Genomic DNA, 19,602 nt, shown 5'->3' on the forward strand with positions numbered 1-19,602 from the left:
CATGCAACATACCATGACAAGAATGGAAGAGCTGTTTGCTGATCGAACAGTAAAACGATTCATTCCTTTCATAACGGTAGGAGATCCTTCTTTAGATGTCACCTTTGAACTGGTTCACAAGCTTATTGAAGCAGGAGCTGATGTCATTGAGCTTGGGGTTCCCTATTCTGATCCTTTGGCAGATGGACCGATTATTCAACGAGCTTCACAGCGTGCCTTAGCACAGGGTGTGAAATTAAAAGACGCTATTCGATTAGGAGAGAGGCTACGTGCATCAGGGGTGAGCATTCCACTGGTGATCTTTACATATTGTAATCCAGTCATGCAATATGGTGTGGAACGTTTCTTTGCTGATTTGCGGGCGTATGGACTTGATGGTGCCATTATCCCGGATTTGCCGTTTGAGGAGAGTGCGGAGGCGCGTGGGGCGGCAAAGAAAAACGGAATACATTTGATTCAATTAATTGCGCCAACATCACAGGAGAGAATCGAGATGATCGGCAAAGAAGCAGACGGTTTTTTATATTGCGTATCGTCTTTGGGGGTTACAGGGGTTAGAGATAATCTTCCGTTTGAATTAGATGATTTAATTAAAACTGCTCGTGAAAATAGCAGTATACCTGTTGCAGTAGGGTTTGGGATTTCTTCTCCTGAACAAGTTCGCGCTGTTGCAGGTTATGCGGATGCTGTGATTGTGGGAAGCGCAATTGTCAGAGAGGTTGAGAAAAATATCGAGGCCCTCTCTAGTGAGGAGATGCGAAACAGCGGATTAGAACGTGTGAAAAAGTTTGTAAAATCCTTATCCAATGAGTTAAAATAACAGAAACAAAAAAGCATGGGGTGAGGACAAGTGCTACCAAAAGAGCGAATTTTAAATGTTCCGGTGTACAAACCTGGAAAACCTATCGACGATGTAAAGCGCGAATTAGGACTTACAGAAGTAATTAAATTAGCTTCTAATGAAAATCCATACGGTTATTCCCCAGTTGTAAAAGAAGCGATGCTTGCTGCTATGAATGATCTGGCTATCTATCCAGATGGTGGAAGTATGCAACTTCGATGGGAACTTGCAGAATTTTTAAACGTACAACCTGAACAATTGATTTTCGGAAATGGTTCTGACGAAATTGTACTAATGATCTCCCGTGCTTATCTGGAGAAGGGGACCAATAGCGTAATGGCTACCCCGACATTTTCTCAATACAGGTCTAATGTGACGGTAGAGGGTGCTGATTTACTCGAAATCCCTCTAAAGAATGGCGTTCATGATTTAGAGGCGATGCTAGCTGCAATCAATGAACAGACCCGAGTGGTTTGGGTATGCAACCCTAACAATCCATCTGGAACAATGAATACATCTGATGAGCTGCTCGCTTTTTTAGAAAAGGTACCAGCTAACGTATTAGTTGTATTGGACGAAGCTTATTACGAATATGTGGTGGATGAAAATTACCCTCAAACCATACCGCTCCTTGATAAATATAAAAATATGATTATTTTACGTACATTCTCGAAAATCTATGGATTGGCGGCTCTGCGTATCGGGTATGGTATAGCTAATCCAGAGGTCGTCTCACATCTGAATCATGTGCGTGGACCGTTCAATACAGGTTCCCTGTCGCAAGTCGCAGCACGTGCAGCGATTTCAGATCAGGAATTTGTGACACAATGTAGCCAGAAAAATCGTCAACAAATGAAGCGAATCACAGATAAATGTGATGAACTAGGCTTACACTATTTCCCTTCTCAAACCAACTTTGTTTTATTGGAGGTAAAGAGAGATTCAGACGAGGCCTTCCAATACTTGTTGAAAAAAGGAATTATCACTCGTTCAGGCAATGCGCTCGGTCATCCCGGTTATCTACGTGTCACGATAGGAAATAGCGAGCAAAACGATAAGCTGTTAGCAGCTTTGGAAAGTCTAGTGACAGAAGCTGCTAAAAAATAACGAAATAAAAAAATAATAGGGCAAAATAGAAAGAAAAGTAGTAGAGCAGGCCGGTCAACACCGGCTTTTTCTACTATCTATATGAACTCCTTTGTTCTCATGCAAAATATGAGGACAGGTATAGACGAAAAATAGAGAGATTCTTTGGAGTGGAGCGGAGAATATGAATAGAACAATTGCCATTCTGGGAGTTGGATTAATAGGAGCTTCCATTGGACTTGCGTTGCGTCAGAACCCTCTCAACAGAATTGTCGGGTTTGATTTACACCAGGAACAATTGGACAAGGCAATAGATAAAGGGGTTATCCATTCTGGAAGCACAGACCTGCAACTTGCTGTGCAGGAAGCGGATATTATCTTTATTGCAGCTCCCGTAGAGCAAATCCATCATCTTATGCGATCAGTTGCTCAATTGCGTTTAAAAGAAGGAACGATTATTACGGATGTAGGGAGCACTAAATATCAGGTAGTACAGAGTGCGCGCATTTTACGTGAGAAAGGTGTTACGTTTATCGGGGGTCATCCCATGGCAGGATCTCATAAATCAGGAGTAGAAGCAGGAAATGAACGTTTGTTTGAAAATGCTTTTTATGTGCTTACACCAGATGAAGAGACACCTTTTGAGCAAGTAGAGCTTTTGCAGGAAGTGCTTGAGCCGTTACGTGCAAAGGTCATTGTGCTACAGCCTGACGAGCATGATGAAATCGTTGGGGCAATCAGTCATTTTCCTCATTTGATCGCTGCTCTATTAGTCAATCAAGTATCGAAATACAACACGCAAAAACCATGGTATCATCGATTAGCAGCAGGTGGATTTCGTGATATCACTCGTATTGCCTCTAGCAATCCTAAACTGTGGAGAGATGTATTATTAAGCAATAAGACATATCTGTTACAGATCGCTCGCGATTGGCAGGAGGATTTTACTGCGATTATCCATGCGCTGGAGCAGGAGGATGCAAACGAGATTGAGTCGTTTTTCCAAGATGCGCGTGAATTCCGTGACTCGATACCGGAACGACGCCCAGGGGCTATTCCAGCTCTACATGATTTATACATGGATATTCCTGACCATCCAGGTGAGATTGGAAGAATTACCACTTTACTGGGAAGTAAGGAAATTAGTATTACGAACATACAAATCAGAGAAACACGTGAGGACGAATATGGCGCGCTGCGAATCAGCTTTCGCAATGAAACAGAGCTGGCAAAAGGCATAGAACTCCTTGGGTATTTTGATTACAATGTGTATCGCAGAGACTAAAAGAGGGAAGTAAAGAGAGGAGTAACGTCATGTTAACCATTCAACCAGCTAAGAGAATACAGGGTGAAACACAAGTACCTGGAGATAAGTCGATTTCGCATCGGGCTGTCATGTTTGGGGCACTGGCAGAGGGAACCACGCATATAAGTGGTTTTTTACAAGGAGCAGATTGCTTGAGTACGATTGATTGTTTTTCCCGTATGGGCGTTGTAATAGGGCGAGAAGGTGATCGTGTAACAGTTCATGGGAAAGGCTGGTTTGGATTGCAAGAACCGGATCAAAAGCTTGATGTAGGCAACTCGGGTACCACCATTCGTTTAATGAGTGGTATTTTAGCTACGCAACCATTTCATTGTGTAGTAGAAGGAGATGAATCTATTGCGAAACGTCCGATGCGACGAGTAGTAGGTCCTCTACGTGAAATGGGCGCCAAGATAGATGGCCGAAAAAATGGTGAGTTCACCCCGTTATCCATACGTGGAGGCGATTTGAAAGGCATAACTTATACTTCTCCAGTGGCTAGCGCGCAAATCAAGTCTGCTATTCTCTTAGCTGGCTTGCAAGCTAAAGGAACCACAACTGTTGAAGAACCAAGCGTATCGCGCGATCATACCGAACGAATGTTGCGAGCTTTTGGTGTCCAAGTAACCCAATCTGGAAAGAGTGTCAGCGTGCAAGGTGGGCAAAAACTGATTGGTAGAGAGATCAGTGTACCAGGAGACATTTCATCTGCCGCTTTCTTAATTGCGGCTGTTATGATGCTGCCAGAAAGCGAGCTTCTGATTAAAAACGTGGGAATTAACCCAACACGTACTGGAATTATTGATGTAGTCCGCGCGATGGGTGGGACTATTGAATTACGCAATGAACGAGTAGTGAACGAGGAACCCGTAGCAGATATTTATGTAGCTCATACAAAATTGCATGGAACTATTATTGAAGGTGATCTCATTCCGCGTTTGATTGATGAAATTCCTGTGATTGCTGTAATGGCTACACAAGCCGTAGGAGAAACGATTATCCGGGATGCTGCAGAATTAAAAGTGAAGGAGACAGATCGAATTGCAACCGTGGCAAGCCAGCTAGGGAAATTTGGTGCAAAAGTTCAACCGACTGATGATGGCATGATCATTACCGGAGAATGCGACTTACACGGCGCGGATATCAACAGTATGGGTGACCATCGTATTGGTATGGCAATGGCTATTGCGGGATTGGCATCACAAGGTGAAACAATTGTTCGACAAGCTGAAGCAATCGACGTATCGTTTCCTGGCTTTGCTACCTTACTTGCTTCCATTTGTCAGCGGTAGGTGTAGAGGATTTAATTCTATAAGTTAACAGCGTTTAGTAGGGATAGCTTCTATCATCATTGGTAGGAGCTATTTCTTGTTTAATGATAGATTTATATGAAACAATCGGGGGTCTTAGTCGAAGATACGTCCAAGGACTGAGCCGATATCAAATGTGTTATGCTACAATTAAGCCAACGCACAAACGGATGTAGTTTAGAGAGGAGAAGTTCATGCGTCAGCCGGAAGAAAAACAATCATCTTTACAATCCCACCGCTCGCGTCAAAAGCGGATAGGTCCTTGGCAGTTAGCCATAACTGTTTTAGCCGTAGGGATTGGTATTCTAGTAGATCAACTTTTTTATACGAACGTTTTAGCAACAGTCTTAAAGTTTTGGCCGTTGCTCCTAATTATCATTGGAGTTGAATTGATTTTCCGTCAATTATTCCAAACATCTGAGAATAGTCCAGGCTGGAAACTAGATGCTAGTAGCTTGATCCTAATGGTTGTGATTCTTATGGGAGCAAACGTTTACCAAGCTTTCTCTAATGGAAACATTATGGAGCTAGTAACGAATCGGCTTTATAAGGGGCCTGTGCAATTTGTTACAGTCATGGAAAAGGATTTGGAAGTGGCTGATATGAAAACGCTTCGGCTTACAAATGATTTTGGCAAGATTATGGTAGAGGGTGCGGCGGATGGACGTTTTCATATTCGTGTTGATGGGAATGTGAAAGCTGATTCGAAGCAAGAGGCCCAGCAAAGAGCCAAGGATATAGAAGTAAGTGTGGAACAAGGACAAGAAACCAGTATAGAGATCAGAGATAACTATAATAAGGCTAGAGATTTAACCTTATATGTGATGGTTCCCGAAAATACGGAGATTATCTCTGAGGTAAAAGCAGGTGTAACGGACATTAAGAAGGTAAGGAAAGCAGATGTGAAATCAGATGCAGGTAAGGTTACGGTTTCTGATATTACCGAACAGCTAAAAGTCAGTTCTAACGCAGGTGCTATTGAGGCGACGAACATTTCGAATACAACACTCCGTTCAAATGTAGGAATGATTACGGTGAGCGGATCAGTGCAAGGAACGCTGGATGTAGGAAATGATGCCGGTAAAATTAATGTATCAAGTGATGTAGTTCTCAATGGGCCATGGCAACTGCACTCGGATTTAGGGGCTGTTATGATACATATCCCAAAAGAGAGTCAGGTGACCTTAACAGCAAGTACCAAGTTAGGAAGTATTACAGGGAATGAGTTAGAAGTTGAACGGAGCGGAGCAAGTGTCAAGACGGTCAAAACCGTGGGAGATGGGACCTTTCCGATCCAGGTATCAACTGATTTAGGAAGTATCACGTTTGATGCTACACGATAATGAAATAAACCCCAGTAATGGAAAGAATTTTGTAAATAAAGCTCTCCTTACTGGGGTTCTATTTCTTTATAAAATACGTACTTTTCAAAAATATACTCACGATAAAAAGAGTTTGACAAGTTACTAAATATGGGTATAATTAGAAGTACAGTATGGTTTCTCTCCACTCCTATCCAAATATTTTGCACAAGTGTGCTACCGTTGATTGAATGCGCTTTCATTCGATCGACGGTTTTTTTTTTGAATCGAATGGTCTGAAGCCTAAAATTTTGGGAATAATCATCGAAATTTCACATATGCTCGTAGTAAAGATAATCTTACTAACGAAAAGATATAGAGGGGGACGAGCATGGATGGGCTTCTCACGATAATTCGTAACGCTTCAGTTGTTACACAGCATGCGGTGAAACAAACGGATATTTGGATTCAAAACGGTAAAATTGTGCGCACTCATCCAGATACATTGCGCAGAGAATGGAGTAGTGGACAAGCTAGAGTAGAAATTGATGCTTCCGATTATTATATTTTGCCTGGATTTTTGCAGGTAATGAAAGCACACTCACTCAATTATCGGCCTACCCAATCGTACGTTCAGCAGATCCAAATGCTAGTCGAACAAGGAATTACAACATTTATTGATACGATTAAGATAGGCAAATGGATGGATAAGTCACAATGCATGTACCAGCTATCCCCCCATTACAATAGTCCACTTGATTATGCAGTTCGAATCGAAATCATGGCTTCTGAGTGCCATCACGATCGGATTCGGCAATTAATAAAACAAGGTTTCCGTCTCATCCAAATTGTAGTGTGTACAGTAGAAGAAGTGCACCGAATTAACTGGAATAGCCTATATCCGCTCCTTCTGCAGGAGCGAGTGTCATTGCATTTGCACATTTTGGGTGAAACCATTTCCCAAGAAGATCGTCAAATTATCATAGAAGCATGGTTGCAATATTGCCATTATGGAAAAATTCGCACCTGCATAAATGAAAATCAAACAAAAGACGTAATAAATGAAGCGATTTCTTTTTATCATCTCCAGCCGGTTGGGAAACTTGAAGAAAAACAGAAAGAGCATGGATGGATCTTGAAGCACTTAAGAAATTGGTATTCGCACCATTCGTTATATGCTTCAATCAAGGAGTTAACTGTCCCATCACAATTTTGGGCGCGTGGACAAGCAGAGCGAATCCTGTCCTTAACAGTACGGCTAGCTTCGACGAACGTTGCAAAGCTGGCTGGCTGCTATCCGGTTAAAGGAAGCTTGTTGCCAGGTGCAGATGCTGATTTATTGTTCCTAAAAAAAGACAAATGGTTGACAAATCATTCTATTTCCACTATGCTCAATCTTAGCGAAGTATGTAATCCTGTGAGAGTTATGTCGAAAGGCGTCTTTATTTATCAGAACGGTACTCATCATTCGACAATTGGTGCAGGAAAACATCTGAGGCCATTACGGCCATATAACTACGCGATGTAACCCCGTCATGGGGTTTTTTCATACTGTTCTTACTATGATGAAGTCCCCTGTTTTTCTTCTTAGTTACTCTACGTAGGCTACTTTTGCATAAGAAATGGTGAGTTGTAGAACGCGTCCCTTCAGAAGGGCTATGCTTTTCCTGAAGGCGGATTCTTCATCGCTGAAAAAGTTTATGCCTTTTCCGCAACTTTTGGTGATCTGCGTGGTCTAATTTAGTGCATGGGTCACTGGGGAGTTTGGAATCGCTTAGGAGGTAAACCTAGTCAATGACCGATTCCCAGTTAATTCGCGAAATAAAAGAGGGCAATATTGAGAGTTATGCCGAGCTGATACGTCGGTATGAAAGGAAAATCTTGACCTTTGTTGCTCATATGCTTCGTCAAGCACATCTGGAGCATATAGCCGAGGACATTTGTCAAGAAACCTTTTACAAAGCGTATAAAAGCCTTCATTCTTTCCGAGATGTGGAAGCTACATTTTCAACATGGCTGTATACCATTGCTCGCAACACCGTATTGAGTGAATTGCGTAAAAGTCGTAACGCTGACGTTTATTTGGAAGATAGTGTTCAGGTTCCAAGCATTTCCTTTGAACGGCTCCCTGAACAACAATTGTTGCAAACAGAGCGTGAGGATCTGGTGAGACAAGCGATTAATAATCTTCCCGAAAAACAACGGTCGGCGCTTATTTTACGTGAGTATGAGCAACTGGATTACAATGAAATTGCCAAAATCCTCGATCTTACGGTTAGTTCGGTTAAATCTCTTTTATTTCGGGCTAGACAAAGCATTAAATTACAATTGGAATCCTATTTTATCGATTCTCAATTGGAAGAAGCTGAAGGGATGAGTAAGCGATGAGGTGCGATGAAGCACAAGAAATGTTACATGACTATGCACAGGGTGATTTGCCAGAGTTATCGGAGCGCAGGCTTCAGAACCATCTGGCCTGTTGTGACTCCTGTCATTCTAAATATGATGTATTACTAGATAGCGACAAATTCATACAAATGCATAAAGATGACTACATAGCTAATCCACCTGCCACTTCGATTGTAGATGCCGTCATGGCACGCATTTTATCAGAAGAGAAATGGGCCATTCCGATTGGGAAAAAAGTGTTTACATTAACCGTGCGTATGCGACGTATTGGACTTAGTGTGGCCATGGTACTTTTAATGATATGTTCCTTCACTCTTTATCATAATTCAGATGACAATCTTAATTCGTTTGTACCTTATACTGCAAAAGCAGAAGCTCTGTCCTCTGATAATGTCAAATCTGAAGTAAGTACTGCCTCTGAATCAGATCAAGATGTGGTATTTCAGTCAATTGATTCTGGCGGTGAAACAACTGCTCCGTTAATAAAACAACAAAAAGAGATGCGTGTTAATGTGATTACCTCTGATATGGAACCATCGTCGAATAAACCAAATTATAGTGTCATTTTAAGCTTTTTTGGGATTTTAATTACGGTTTTGACTATGAGCTGGTTTACAAGAGCTTAAAATCATATAAAATAAAGGAAGAGGACCGTCATTTTGACGGTCTTTTATCGCTTAGTTATAGAAATGGGGTGTTTCGCATGCCAAAAAAATGGCTGCGTATCATTGAGGAAGCTGTTAATAAAATCGAAAATGATGAAATGGAACTTGGATTGCAAGTTTTACATAAAATAGGTGAACACGGCAAAGAAATTCCTGAAGTAATGTTCTGTTTGGCAGATGTCTGGTATGGACTTGGACATAATCAGGAAGCAATTAAGATCATTCAAGATTTGTTAGCAAATCCCGCTATACCAAAAGAGATGGATCAGGAAGCCAAAATTATGGCTGCGGAGATTGCGTTAGACGAAGCAGACTACGATGCTGCCCATGAATATCTGTATGCGCTTAAAGAGGAAGGCTATGAAGAGATTCAATTGTATCTCCTACTGGCTGACTTGTATGCTATCCAGGATTTAGAAGAGGTAGCTGTAAAGTATTTAAAAATTGCTCACGAACATGATCCAGATAATGAAGAATTGCGAGCGGCTTTAAGCGAGATGTATATGAAAACAGGCGAGGTGCAGGAAGCTATAAACCTGTTAGATGAAATTTCTGAAACCACGTTTCATGCGCTTGTATTAAAAGCACGTACATTTGCTCAGCAGGGTCAATTTGAAGAAGCCTATCAACTCTATACAAAGGCAGTGCAGTACGAGCAATTACCAGAGGTTGTATATGGCTGTGCTTTGATGTCTTTCTATACCGACAAATGGGAAGAAGCAGAGCGCTATATTCAGCTCTTGATTGCGATTGATGAAGAATATGTCATCGCCTACCCGCTGCATAGTGATATTTTATTATCCCAAGGAAAGACAGAAGCAGCGATTGATGCGCTGAAAAAGTATGTAGATCTTTCTGGTTTTGATGTAGAACATATCCGCCGTTTAACAGCTCTATTAATGCAGGCTGGTCGTTATGAGGAATCAAAAGAATATCAGAAGTTATTGGAGCAATGGGATTTACAAGAAGAGACAAACGAAGAATAAATCAGCAGGCTGAGTTGAAGGTAATCAAACGGCCTGATTGGACTTCATTAGCAGTTTTCTACTTCCCATGCCATTTACAAAGCACAGTGAAAGCTGTGCTTTTTTTAATTGTCGCATCACCTAATAGGCTCAATTGCATTCGAATAATGATTTGATATGTGTCCAAGGTTTCTTTATCAAAATGATTGGAGCAGGTTTAATACGAGAATGAACTGGGCAACAATGGAAGTAAATCTGCAAAGTAAGAAGGGATGCGCAATGAAATTAGCTGAAGTACTCGTTTACGCTGATATTGCCCAATTACATCAGATTGCGAGACATTATGGTTATCAGTGCGATCCGCATTCGAAAAACGAGTTGGTCACGACTTTAATGACCGGGCTGCGACATCAAAAGACAATACGAACGGAGCTAGAGCAGCTTTCTTCGGCTGATCTGCACTTCCTGTTGCTGTTATTTCTGGATAAACGCGAGCGGTATACACTCGAGGATTTACTAGCAAAAGCAGCAATTGCACAAGTAGAGGAGTGTGAGGAAAAGAAGGAAGAGGCGCGTAAAAAAGTAGCGTTTGCCTTAAAACGAGGTTGGATGTTTCCCGCGAAGGGTAGGCTGCAAGGACAGTTTGAAATCCCAGTTGATATTCGTGAGCTGTATGTACAGACATGGATCCAGCACTTGCCTGGGATAAAAGTCCAGAATGAGGTCCCTAGTGCTTATCGTGATGAAGGAACGGCTTTATTAGATGATATGCTGATTTTGCTCCGTTTCCTGCAAAATGAGCCTGTTCCTCTTACTCAAGATGGAGGCATGTACAGACGCTTTCAGGTACAGCTATTTCATTTTTTAAGCGTAAAAGAGGAACCACTTGCTCCACAGAAATGGCGTTTTGGATATGGATTGCATTTTGACCTATATCCAGACCGATTCTCGCTACTTTATGATTTTTGTTACCATAAAGGTTGGATTGCTGAGGATGGGAAGCACGTTTTTATCACACCGATTGGTTTAGAGGTTCTCCAACAAGGAATTAGCCTGCATACTCACAGTGAATGCATCCGTTTTTGGTTTCGTTTATATAAACGAGCGATTCCTAATCTTCCCTTGTTGGTTCAGTTGATAGCGATGCTAACTTCTAATCAATGGTACTCCTCCCAACAGCTATCCGATTTGTTACTACCTTGGATGAAGTCTTTTTATTATGACAAACGAGAGGAAATCCTATCGAACCGTATTTTAAAGATGATGGTTCATGTTGGATTGCTAAAGGTAGGACAATCGAGGGCAGGCGAGTGGGTTTATGAAAGAACGGACGTTTGCGAGGTTTGGCTGCGAGATTATAACGGTTTTGTCGATACCACCATATTAATGAAATGAGGGACTAGTCATGGAACAGTCCAAGTACTTGGGCAATGGTTTTATGTCGGGATTGCTATCGGAGATCATGATTGATCAGCAGGTGAGAGAATTTCGCAAGCGCACACTATATAAAGAGATTGATGAAGCATTGGCTGTAAAAAATAAGGAAAAGTTTCTAATGCTGACAAATGAATTGAAAGAATTACTAACATATGAGATAACTGAAACAGGTTAAAAAATGAGGAGCTCGCTTGTAAGCGGGCGTTTTTCCTCGTTTTAGCTTAAGATAACGGGGAGAGGCGGTACGCACTATGCAATGGAATGTAGAAGAACTGCAAGGATTTGAGGCAGTTAGACCTTATTATGATTCAGCAATTTTACCGCATTACATATTTGACAAGAAGCTATCAATTGCAACAAATGCTACACGTATGGGTTACCTCTCTAGTCTGGCTATGGCTGTGGAACAACGATTGAAGGGAAGAATCGTGTTGTTTCCCCTCATGTATCAGATAAAAGAGGATGCCGCAGGACCCAACGAGATTCAATTACCCAATGAATTTGACTATCATTTTATTTTACGTTTTTCTGGAATCGATGTTCATCTACCACAATACCAGGATGTAGACACTCATGTGGAGTTCTTAACGATCAGTGATGAAGATTTAGAGTCAGAGATTCGCTTTCAAATTACATGTGATGTTTTATATCAAGAGATTTTACAAATTTGGCAAAAACATAAAAGATAGACTATTTTATAGAAATGTAAGAAAGGGCATTTACTTTTCGACAGACAAGCCTAGTTCTGGATGAGTAATCCCTTTCTTTCCAATAACAGGGTGAAAAAGAGACGAAATGATAAGGATTTTTGGATAACTCTTCCTTTTTCAGCCTAATTTGCCTGAATTGTGTTGAATTTTTGACAAAATCTTAACATTATCAGTATTTTCGCAAAGCAATGGTTACTCTAAAGAGTCATATTATTGACATTACTTGAGGGGTTAGCTATTATTGGTCTTGACCTAGTGTTTCCTATATGCATGTAGTCGAAATCTGAAAGAAATCTAACAGGATAAGGAGGGAAATAGATGAGCAAAAAAGAAATTTCCAGACGTACGTTTCTAAACTATGCGCTCATGGGAACTGGTGGTTTCTTGGCTGCAGGTATGATCACACCAATGATTCGCTTTGCCATTGATCCTGTGCTGAAAACTTCGGCTGCTGGAGATAAAGTTGCGGTTGGAAATGTAAGCGATTTTGGGCCGGAACCAAAGAACGTGAACTTTACTCTTCATACTAAAGACGGCTGGTATGAATCAGAAACAACAATGTCTGCCTGGATTCGCAAACTAGAAGATGGCAAGCTGTTGGCATTGTCGCCTGTCTGTAAGCACTTGGGCTGTACCGTGAGCTGGAATTCAAGTGAAGATTTTAAAAACGAGTACTTTTGCCCATGTCACTTTGGTAGGTATGCAATTAATGGAGAGCACATTCTGAATACTCCGCCAACTCAATCGCTTGATGAGTACGAAGTAGAAATTAAAGATGGTAAAGTTTACTTAGGTAAAATTGTACCAAATCCACGTCCAGGGGTGAGCGGATAAAATGATACAAAAAATGTATGATTGGGTGGACGAACGCCTAAATATCACTCCTATGTGGCGTGATCTGGCTGACCATGAAGTACCTGAACACGTAAATCCCGCACATCACTTTTCAGCGTTCGTTTACTGTTTTGGGGGCCTTACTTTTTTTATTACTGTAATTCAGATTTTATCTGGAATGTTTTTGACCATGTATTATGTTCCAGACATCATTAATGCTTATGAGTCAGTAAAATACTTACAAACTGAAGTTGCTTTTGGTGTAATCGTTCGCGGTATGCATCATTGGGGCGCAAGTTTAGTAATCGTCATGATGTTCCTACATACCTTACGTGTCTTCTTCACAGGATCTTATAAAAAACCACGCGAATTAAACTGGATTGTAGGGATGTTAATTTTCTTCGTTATGCTTGGACTTGGCTTTACTGGTTATCTTTTACCTTGGGATAACACAGCCTATTTCGCTACAAAAGTAGGGCTTCAAATCGCAGACTCAATTCCGATAATTGGACCTTATGCGAAAACTTTGTTAACGGGTGGAGAAATTGTAGGAGCGCAAACGCTTACTCGTTTCTTCGCAATCCATGTATTCTTCTTGCCAGCTGGCTTGTTGGGATTATTGGGTGCTCACTTTATTATGATTCGTGTACAAGGTATTTCTGGACCTCTATAAAACTAGTCTTCAACAATAGGAGGAATTAGCATGGCAAAACAGGATAAAAATGCTACCTTCGTTGGAGACTCTCGGATCTCAGCGAAGCGCATGCCAAATGTGTCACCTTCGTATTCTGACTATCCAGGAACCACTGAACCGTTTTGGCCAAACTTTCTGTTAAAAGAGTGGATGGTTGCTGCGGTTTGTTTGCTTGGTTTCTTGGTGTTAACGGTTTCACATGAATCACCACTAACAGCAAAAGCTGACCCAAATGATACTTCTTTTATTCCAGTACCGGACTGGTATTTCTTGTTCCTGTACCAATTATTGAAGTATCCATGGGCAGCAGGTGATCACGTACTGCTTGGCGTAATCGGTATTCCGGGCATTGCCTTTGGTGCTATGATTCTAGCGCCATTCCTTGATACAGGTAAAGAGAGACGTCCAATTCGTCGTCCTGTTGCAACTGGACTTATGCTTCTGTCCTTGTTCTCCATCTTCTTCTTAACTTGGGCAGCTCATGACGAGCATGAAAAACAGCTAGCTAAGCTAGGTGGCGGTAGCGGCGGCGGTGGAGGAGGAGGAGCTCCTGCTGCTGCAGCGAAGGCTGATCCGAACTTTAAAGCTGACCCATTGTGGGCTGCAAATCAGTCTTGTATTGGGTGTCATGGTGGAAATCTTGAAGGCGGTATGGGACCTAATCTACAAAAAATTGGTTCAACCCTAAGCGCCGAGGATATCCACAAAACCATTGCAGAAGGAAAAGGTTCTATGCCAGGTGGTATGTTTAAAGGATCAGATGAGGATCTGAAAAAACTGGTAGATTACCTAGCGAGTTTGAAATAGCAAAGAACGAAAGCTGGCTGATGACCTCGGTCAGCTTTTCTTATTTTTGGAGACTATACATAATAGACAGTTCGACACGCAACTGTAACACAATTCTTACAAACGTGTGTACATTGGTTGCAGATGGAAGTTGGTACATGTAAACTAGAGAGGTATCTTTTTACAGCTAATAGGGGTGACGTAAGGAAATGAAATGGATGTGGCTCTGGTTTCTAGGATCATTGAAAAAATCGTGGTTTCTCTGGACATTGTTCTTCATTAACTTTTTCGGGACAATCTACGGTTTTTACTGGTATAAGGACCAACTTGCAGATGTAGCTGCCTATAATTCGCCCTATTTGCTGTTATTTGTCCCAGATAGCCCTACTGGGAGCGGACTATTTACTCTAGTTATCTTCATGTATATATTGGGGCGAAATGTTCCAATATTGGAAGCGGTAGCATCAGTTACGAACTTTAAATACGGAATGTGGGCAGTTGGAGTTATTATTGCAGGCTGGTCCCTTGGCAACGAAGTTCGTTGGCAGGATTTGATGCTTTTAGCGTCTCATTTGGGTATGGCAGTAGAGTCGATGCTATATGCTCGTTACTATCAAATAACGTGGTTGGGGCTTGGAATAGCAGCGCTTTGGGTGTTAAATAACGATTTTCTCGATTACGTAATGGAAATTCACCCGTACCTACCAACACCACTGGTTCCATATACCGGTATCGTGGGCTTGTGTACGGTTGTTTTAAGCTTGCTTTCCATTGCGACTATTTATTATTTACATACACAAGCGAATAAAAATCAGGTCTAATCTTGTCCTCCATTCCATAGTCTGTACTATGGGAAAGGAGGTTTTTTTGTGCCAAAAAACATCAAAATGCTACTGCTCTTATTGGTGGTGGGATTTCTATTATCCATGCCGATTAGTTACTTTGTGACAAAAATGAACCAACCGCCAGAAGAAAAACATTTGGCTGAATTAGATAAGGTGGCAGGGGAGATGCTACGAGCTACTGAAAAAGGAGATTATGACACAGCAAAACTTAAAATAGAGAGGTTAGCTTCTCAATTTCCCAATGAAACCCTTCCTATATCTTTACGGATTGAGAGTCTGAATGCTGTAACACAGTCCATTTTATCAGCCAAAAAAGCCTATACAAATCCAAAAACGACAGAGAATCGGTTGCTGTGGCATGCCACGCAGGTGAGAGTAGCTGTAGATGCTCTGAGCCATCAAAGGAGTCCTATGTGGCGCACTTATTATAATTCCTACTCAAAGCAAATGCAGAATCTACTGCAAGCCGCTGTGGAGCGAGATACCGAGACCCTTCGAGCGCAATATGAAGAAAATTACCAGTTGTATTTAGCACTACGGCCTGCAATGACGATCCAATTAAAAGAACAGGCAATGGATAAGGTAACACGAAAATATGAAGAAATAGCCAAACATCTATTAAATCAAAAGCTGGATTGGCAGATAATGCGTTCTTCTATCAGAGAACTGAGTAGTACGATGCAGGAAGCGTTTGTTGGGGAGGATCAGACTGCTGTGGGATCATTTATGGATAATCCAGAATCAACATATCGTCTGATGGTTTGGATCTCGACATTAGTGACTGTTTCACTAGCATATGTAGCTTGGATAAAGTATTCTGCTATGAAGCAACGAAGAATCTAGTGCGGAATGGAACGGATTCATCACGAAAAAAGACCTCCTCACAATCAGAGAGGTCTTTTTTGAAGTAATCAAGATGAGATCACTCTTTGGATGCGTAGAGATTCGCAAGTATCCATGAGAACACCCAAAAGTCTTGATAATTCAAACTACAGATATAACAACGCACAAAGCCATTTATGTTTGGCGCAAGGGCTTTTTATTTTCATCAAATGTAAAACCCTCACCTAAAACTTCATGAACCTCGCTAACGATCACAAAAGCATGAGGGTCAATTTCATTCATAAGGTTTTTAAGACGAGGGACTTCATTTCTGCTAACAACACAGTAGACAATCTCCTTCTCCATGCCTGAGAAGGCCCCTTTTCCATTTAGAATCGTGACACCTCGCCCTGTGGTCAGAATCTCCTGCGCTATTTTTTGAGGGTACTCCGATACGATCATTAAAGCTTTGCCAGCATATGCCCCGTCCTGGAAAAAGTCTATGACACGTGCAGCAATATAGACACAGACCAAGGTATACATAGCGTTTTGAATAGATAAGTAGACCAGAGAGGCACCGACTACTAGAATGTCACCCATGAGTAAGGTGCGGCCCATACTGATCCCAAACATTTTGTTTAATAAGCGGGCGATAATATCGACACCGCCTGTCGTTCCACCATAACGGAAAATAATTCCAAGTCCGCTGCCGATTGCTACACCGGCAAATAATGCAGCAAGTAAAGTGTCGCCCAATTTTTCATAATCTAAAATCATGCCAAATACTGACAGCGAAACAGATAAAGAAACCGTTCCCACAAGGGTGTAAAAAAAGCTGACCTTCCCTAACAAACGATAGCCAATAAAGAATAAAGGAAGATTGAGTAATAGATACACAATCCCTTGATCAATAGCTGGAAAGGCTAGCTTGATCAGGATACTGATCCCTGTGATACCGCCTTCTGCCAGTCCGTTCGGAATGTTAAAAGCGTTAATGCCAAAACCCATGATGATAGAACCGAGGATAATTGCCAATATGTTCTTCAAATGCAATTTCATGAAGGGAAATCTCTCCTTTTCCGGTAAATCAAAAGGTAGCAAACATGCTGACTGTACACAGGTAGGAAAAACTTGCTTGTAACCCTAATCAGAGTCATTATAAAGGAGGTTTTTTGCCTTGTCTATTTATGATACACTTTAGCCAATGGGATTTTTGATTAATTGGCTTGCTTACATAGTTTGCTCGGTTTTGGGTCTAGTATGAGGGAGGAAAAAATGGATAATAAAAAAACATTACAAGAAATTCAAGAAGAAGTGGATCAGTATATCTCTCAGTTTAAAGAAGGGTATTTTTCTCCGTTAGCTATGTTGGCTCGTATGACTGAGGAAGTAGGAGAGCTAGCTCGTGAAATTAATCATTATTATGGAGAAAAGCCTAAGAAATCAACTGAAGCAGAAAAAACCGTTGAAGATGAACTAGGAGATGTATTCTTCATTGTCTTATGTTTTGCCAATTCTCTTGGTATCGATTTGCAGGAAGCGTTCGATCGAATTATGCACAAGTTTAATACTCGTGACAAGGATAGATGGACCAGAATAGAAGAGTAGGAGAGGGTAGGATGGAAAAGAAAATTCGCGTTGCCGTAGCTGGCGCCAAAGGAAGAATGGGGCGCGAAGTGGTTAAAATGCTTGGACAAGATCCCTCTCTGGAGTTTGTTTCAGGGATTGATTCAAAAATGACAGGTGTAGATGTGGGTGAAGTGTTAGGCGGTAAGCCACTAGGCGTACCAATGGTTGATTCCTTAGAGGAGGCCCTGCTCGCTTTTAAACCAGATGTCGTCGTAGATTTTACTACACCTTCACAGGTTTACCAAAACATGCTTCTGTGTCTGAAACATGGTGTGAGACCAGTTGTAGGTACGACTGGTCTTAGTCCTGAAGAGATAGAAGAAATAAAACAAATATGTGTAGACAATGAGCTTGGAGCTATCATCGCGCCTAATTTTGCTATCGGAGCAATTCTATTGATGAAGTTCGCTAGCATGGCAGCTAAATACATGCCGCATGTCGAGATTATCGAACTGCATCACGATCAAAAGCTTGATGCCCCAAGTGGAACTGCGATTAAAACAGCAGAAATGATTGCTACAGCTCGTAATGACATCCAGCAAGGTCATCCAGATGAGAAAGAGATCCTTGATGGAGCACGTGGAGCGGATTATAACGGCTTCCGTATCCATAGTGTCCGTTTGCCTGGTATGGTAGCACATCAGGAAGTATTATTTGGAGCAATTGGACAAACCTTATCCATTCGTCATGACTCCATAAATCGTGAATCATTTATGCCAGGTGTTCAAATGGCAATTAAGGCAGTTGTCTCGTTACAGACGTTAGTATATGGACTAGAACACCTTATTGATTAATACCAAAAGAGTAGTGGTAAATAAGGATAGAATGAGTGACTGAGAGGGGATTTTACATGAACATCGCATTGATTGCACATGACCAGAAAAAAGAAGAGATGGTTCAATTAGCTGTTGCCTATGAGGGGATTTTACAAAAGCATCATTTGTTTACGACAGGGACTACAGGGTTGCGCATTATGGAAAATACGAGATTGCAGGTAACCCGTTTTTTATCAGGCCCATTAGGTGGCGATCAGCAAATTGGCGCTATGATTGCCAAGAACGAAATGGACGTCATCGTGTTTTTGCGTGACCCACTCACTTCTCAACCACATGAACCAGATATTCTGGCTTTATTACGATTGTGCGATGTTCATCGAATACCAGTTGCGACTAATCTAGCTACAGCAGAAATCTTGCTAAAAGCTGTGGAGCAGGGTAACATGGCTTGGCGGGAAATCTAACAGGGGGAATATTATGGAAGAGAATCACTTAGATATATTAGCCATTGGTGCTCATCCTGATGACGTAGAGATTGGGGCAGCAGGTGTCTTGCTACGAGCCAATCAACAAGGGAAAAAAACGGGTATCCTTGATTTGACGTATGCAGAGCTTTCTTCAAATGGGACAGTGGTACGTCGTCAAGAGGAGGCAGCCATTGCTTCTGAACATATGAAATTAACTGCTCGTTACAATTTTGGATTGCCTGATCGCGGACTCGAAGCAAACCGCGAAATGGCTATAAAAAAGGTTGTCGATCTTATTCGAAAAACTCGACCTAAAGTAGTTTTAGCTCCGTACTTTCATGATCGACACCCTGATCATGAGAGCGTAAGCCGGATCGTAAAAGAAGCGATTTTTTCGGCAGGAGTCAAAAAATTCGTAGGCGAACGCGAATTACCCGCCTATCGTCCTGAGCAATTTTTTTATTACTTCATTAATAGTACCGCTACTCCTAGTTTCTTTGTAGATATCACAGAGCTGTATCCGCAAAAAATACAGGTGTTAGAGTCGTATCGAAGTCAATTCGAACAAGAAGAAGGAAGTGTAAGCACTCCGTTAAACAATGGCTATATTGAATTAGTAGAGTATCGGGAGCGTTTATTTGGGCAACAAGCAGGAGTGAAATATGCAGAAGGGTTTGTGAGTGCCACACCTTTGGTGCTTTCATCCTTGTAACAGTGGG

Annotated in this window: 22 protein-coding genes; 21 read left to right on the plus strand and 1 reads right to left on the minus strand. The window is 41.5% G+C overall.

From position 1 onward, the window contains the following. The first annotated feature begins 1 nt into the window (after position 1). From trpA to O0550_RS15145, 17 genes are all read left to right on the plus strand, one after another. Positions 2-820, plus strand: a complete 819-nt coding sequence (gene trpA / locus O0550_RS15065; RefSeq protein ID WP_003338568.1) for a tryptophan synthase subunit alpha — start codon at positions 2-4, stop codon at positions 818-820. 30 nt (positions 821-850) lie between these two features. Continuing rightward, positions 851-1,948: a histidinol-phosphate transaminase gene (gene hisC, locus O0550_RS15070; protein WP_003338569.1), complete on the plus strand. Its 1,098-nt coding sequence runs from the start codon at positions 851-853 to the stop codon at positions 1,946-1,948. 163 nt (positions 1,949-2,111) lie between these two features. Further along, positions 2,112-3,212, plus strand: a complete 1,101-nt coding sequence (locus O0550_RS15075; RefSeq protein ID WP_003338570.1) for a prephenate dehydrogenase — start codon at positions 2,112-2,114, stop codon at positions 3,210-3,212. Positions 3,213-3,241: 29 nt separating this feature from the next. Continuing rightward, complete coding sequence (gene aroA / locus O0550_RS15080; RefSeq protein ID WP_258426729.1) at positions 3,242-4,525, plus strand: 3-phosphoshikimate 1-carboxyvinyltransferase; 1,284 nt, start codon at positions 3,242-3,244, stop codon at positions 4,523-4,525. A gap of 212 nt (positions 4,526-4,737) precedes the next feature. Then, complete coding sequence (locus O0550_RS15085; protein ID WP_258426730.1) at positions 4,738-5,886, plus strand: DUF4097 family beta strand repeat-containing protein; 1,149 nt, start codon at positions 4,738-4,740, stop codon at positions 5,884-5,886. A 349-nt stretch (positions 5,887-6,235) separates the two neighbouring features. Next, positions 6,236-7,372, plus strand: coding sequence for an amidohydrolase family protein (locus tag O0550_RS15090; RefSeq protein ID WP_101668042.1), 1,137 nt, complete (start codon positions 6,236-6,238; stop codon positions 7,370-7,372). Between the two features lie 266 nt (positions 7,373-7,638). After that, on the plus strand, positions 7,639-8,232 hold the full coding sequence (locus tag O0550_RS15095) for an RNA polymerase sigma factor (RefSeq protein ID WP_003338575.1): 594 nt from the start codon (positions 7,639-7,641) through the stop codon (positions 8,230-8,232). After that, positions 8,229-8,879 carry an anti-sigma factor family protein gene (locus tag O0550_RS15100; protein WP_003341679.1) on the plus strand — a complete coding sequence of 217 codons (651 nt, stop codon included), beginning with the start codon at positions 8,229-8,231 and terminating at the stop codon, positions 8,877-8,879. Before O0550_RS15095 ends, O0550_RS15100 begins: the two co-directional genes overlap by 4 nt. A 77-nt stretch (positions 8,880-8,956) precedes the next feature. Beyond that, a complete protein-coding gene (locus tag O0550_RS15105; protein WP_258426731.1) occupies positions 8,957-9,904 on the plus strand; it encodes a tetratricopeptide repeat protein in 948 nt (315 codons plus the stop codon). 258 nt (positions 9,905-10,162) lie between these two features. Then, entirely contained in the window at positions 10,163-11,278 is a 1,116-nt protein-coding gene (locus O0550_RS15110) for a hypothetical protein (RefSeq protein ID WP_035318533.1), read from the plus strand. 10 nt (positions 11,279-11,288) lie between these two features. Then, positions 11,289-11,495, plus strand: a complete 207-nt coding sequence (locus O0550_RS15115; RefSeq protein WP_003338579.1) for an IDEAL domain-containing protein — start codon at positions 11,289-11,291, stop codon at positions 11,493-11,495. A gap of 76 nt (positions 11,496-11,571) precedes the next feature. After that, a complete protein-coding gene (locus O0550_RS15120; protein ID WP_003338580.1) occupies positions 11,572-12,009 on the plus strand; it encodes a DUF2487 family protein in 438 nt (145 codons plus the stop codon). A 339-nt stretch (positions 12,010-12,348) separates the two neighbouring features. Next, a complete protein-coding gene (locus tag O0550_RS15125; RefSeq protein ID WP_003338581.1) occupies positions 12,349-12,864 on the plus strand; it encodes a QcrA and Rieske domain-containing protein in 516 nt (171 codons plus the stop codon). 1 nt (position 12,865) lies between these two features. Continuing rightward, positions 12,866-13,537, plus strand: a complete 672-nt coding sequence (qcrB, locus tag O0550_RS15130; protein ID WP_003338582.1) for a menaquinol-cytochrome c reductase cytochrome b subunit — start codon at positions 12,866-12,868, stop codon at positions 13,535-13,537. Between the two features lie 30 nt (positions 13,538-13,567). Further along, complete coding sequence (locus O0550_RS15135; protein ID WP_258426732.1) at positions 13,568-14,365, plus strand: menaquinol-cytochrome c reductase cytochrome b/c subunit; 798 nt, start codon at positions 13,568-13,570, stop codon at positions 14,363-14,365. Between the two features lie 188 nt (positions 14,366-14,553). Further along, positions 14,554-15,165 (plus strand): DUF1405 domain-containing protein, encoded by a 612-nt coding sequence (locus O0550_RS15140; RefSeq protein WP_003341669.1) that lies wholly within the window; start codon positions 14,554-14,556, stop codon positions 15,163-15,165. Positions 15,166-15,213: 48 nt separating this feature from the next. After that, positions 15,214-16,032, plus strand: coding sequence for a sporulation protein YpjB (locus tag O0550_RS15145; protein ID WP_003341667.1), 819 nt, complete (start codon positions 15,214-15,216; stop codon positions 16,030-16,032). 174 nt (positions 16,033-16,206) lie between these two features. Here O0550_RS15145 and O0550_RS15150 read toward each other — a convergent pair whose 3' ends face one another. Next, a complete protein-coding gene (locus O0550_RS15150) occupies positions 16,207-17,070 on the minus strand; it encodes a YitT family protein (RefSeq protein ID WP_003338586.1) in 864 nt (287 codons plus the stop codon). Between the two features lie 216 nt (positions 17,071-17,286). Here O0550_RS15150 and O0550_RS15155 point away from each other — a divergent pair, with 216 nt between their 5' ends. From O0550_RS15155 to bshB1, 4 genes are read left to right on the plus strand one after another with little or no spacing between them, the layout of a single operon-like run. After that, positions 17,287-17,619 carry a nucleotide pyrophosphohydrolase gene (locus tag O0550_RS15155; protein ID WP_003341666.1) on the plus strand — a complete coding sequence of 111 codons (333 nt, stop codon included), beginning with the start codon at positions 17,287-17,289 and terminating at the stop codon, positions 17,617-17,619. Positions 17,620-17,630: 11 nt separating this feature from the next. After that, positions 17,631-18,434: a 4-hydroxy-tetrahydrodipicolinate reductase gene (dapB, locus tag O0550_RS15160; protein WP_258426733.1), complete on the plus strand. Its 804-nt coding sequence runs from the start codon at positions 17,631-17,633 to the stop codon at positions 18,432-18,434. Between the two features lie 56 nt (positions 18,435-18,490). Then, the gene (locus O0550_RS15165) at positions 18,491-18,880 is read left to right on the plus strand and encodes a methylglyoxal synthase (protein ID WP_003341664.1); all 390 of its coding nucleotides are present in this window, start codon (positions 18,491-18,493) and stop codon (positions 18,878-18,880) included. A gap of 13 nt (positions 18,881-18,893) precedes the next feature. Beyond that, complete coding sequence (gene bshB1, locus O0550_RS15170) at positions 18,894-19,595, plus strand: bacillithiol biosynthesis deacetylase BshB1 (protein ID WP_258426734.1); 702 nt, start codon at positions 18,894-18,896, stop codon at positions 19,593-19,595. Positions 19,596-19,602: the final 7 nt, after the last annotated feature.

Source organism: Brevibacillus halotolerans (genome assembly GCF_026891775.1).
GTDB lineage: Bacteria > Bacillota > Bacilli > Brevibacillales > Brevibacillaceae > Brevibacillus_B > Brevibacillus_B halotolerans.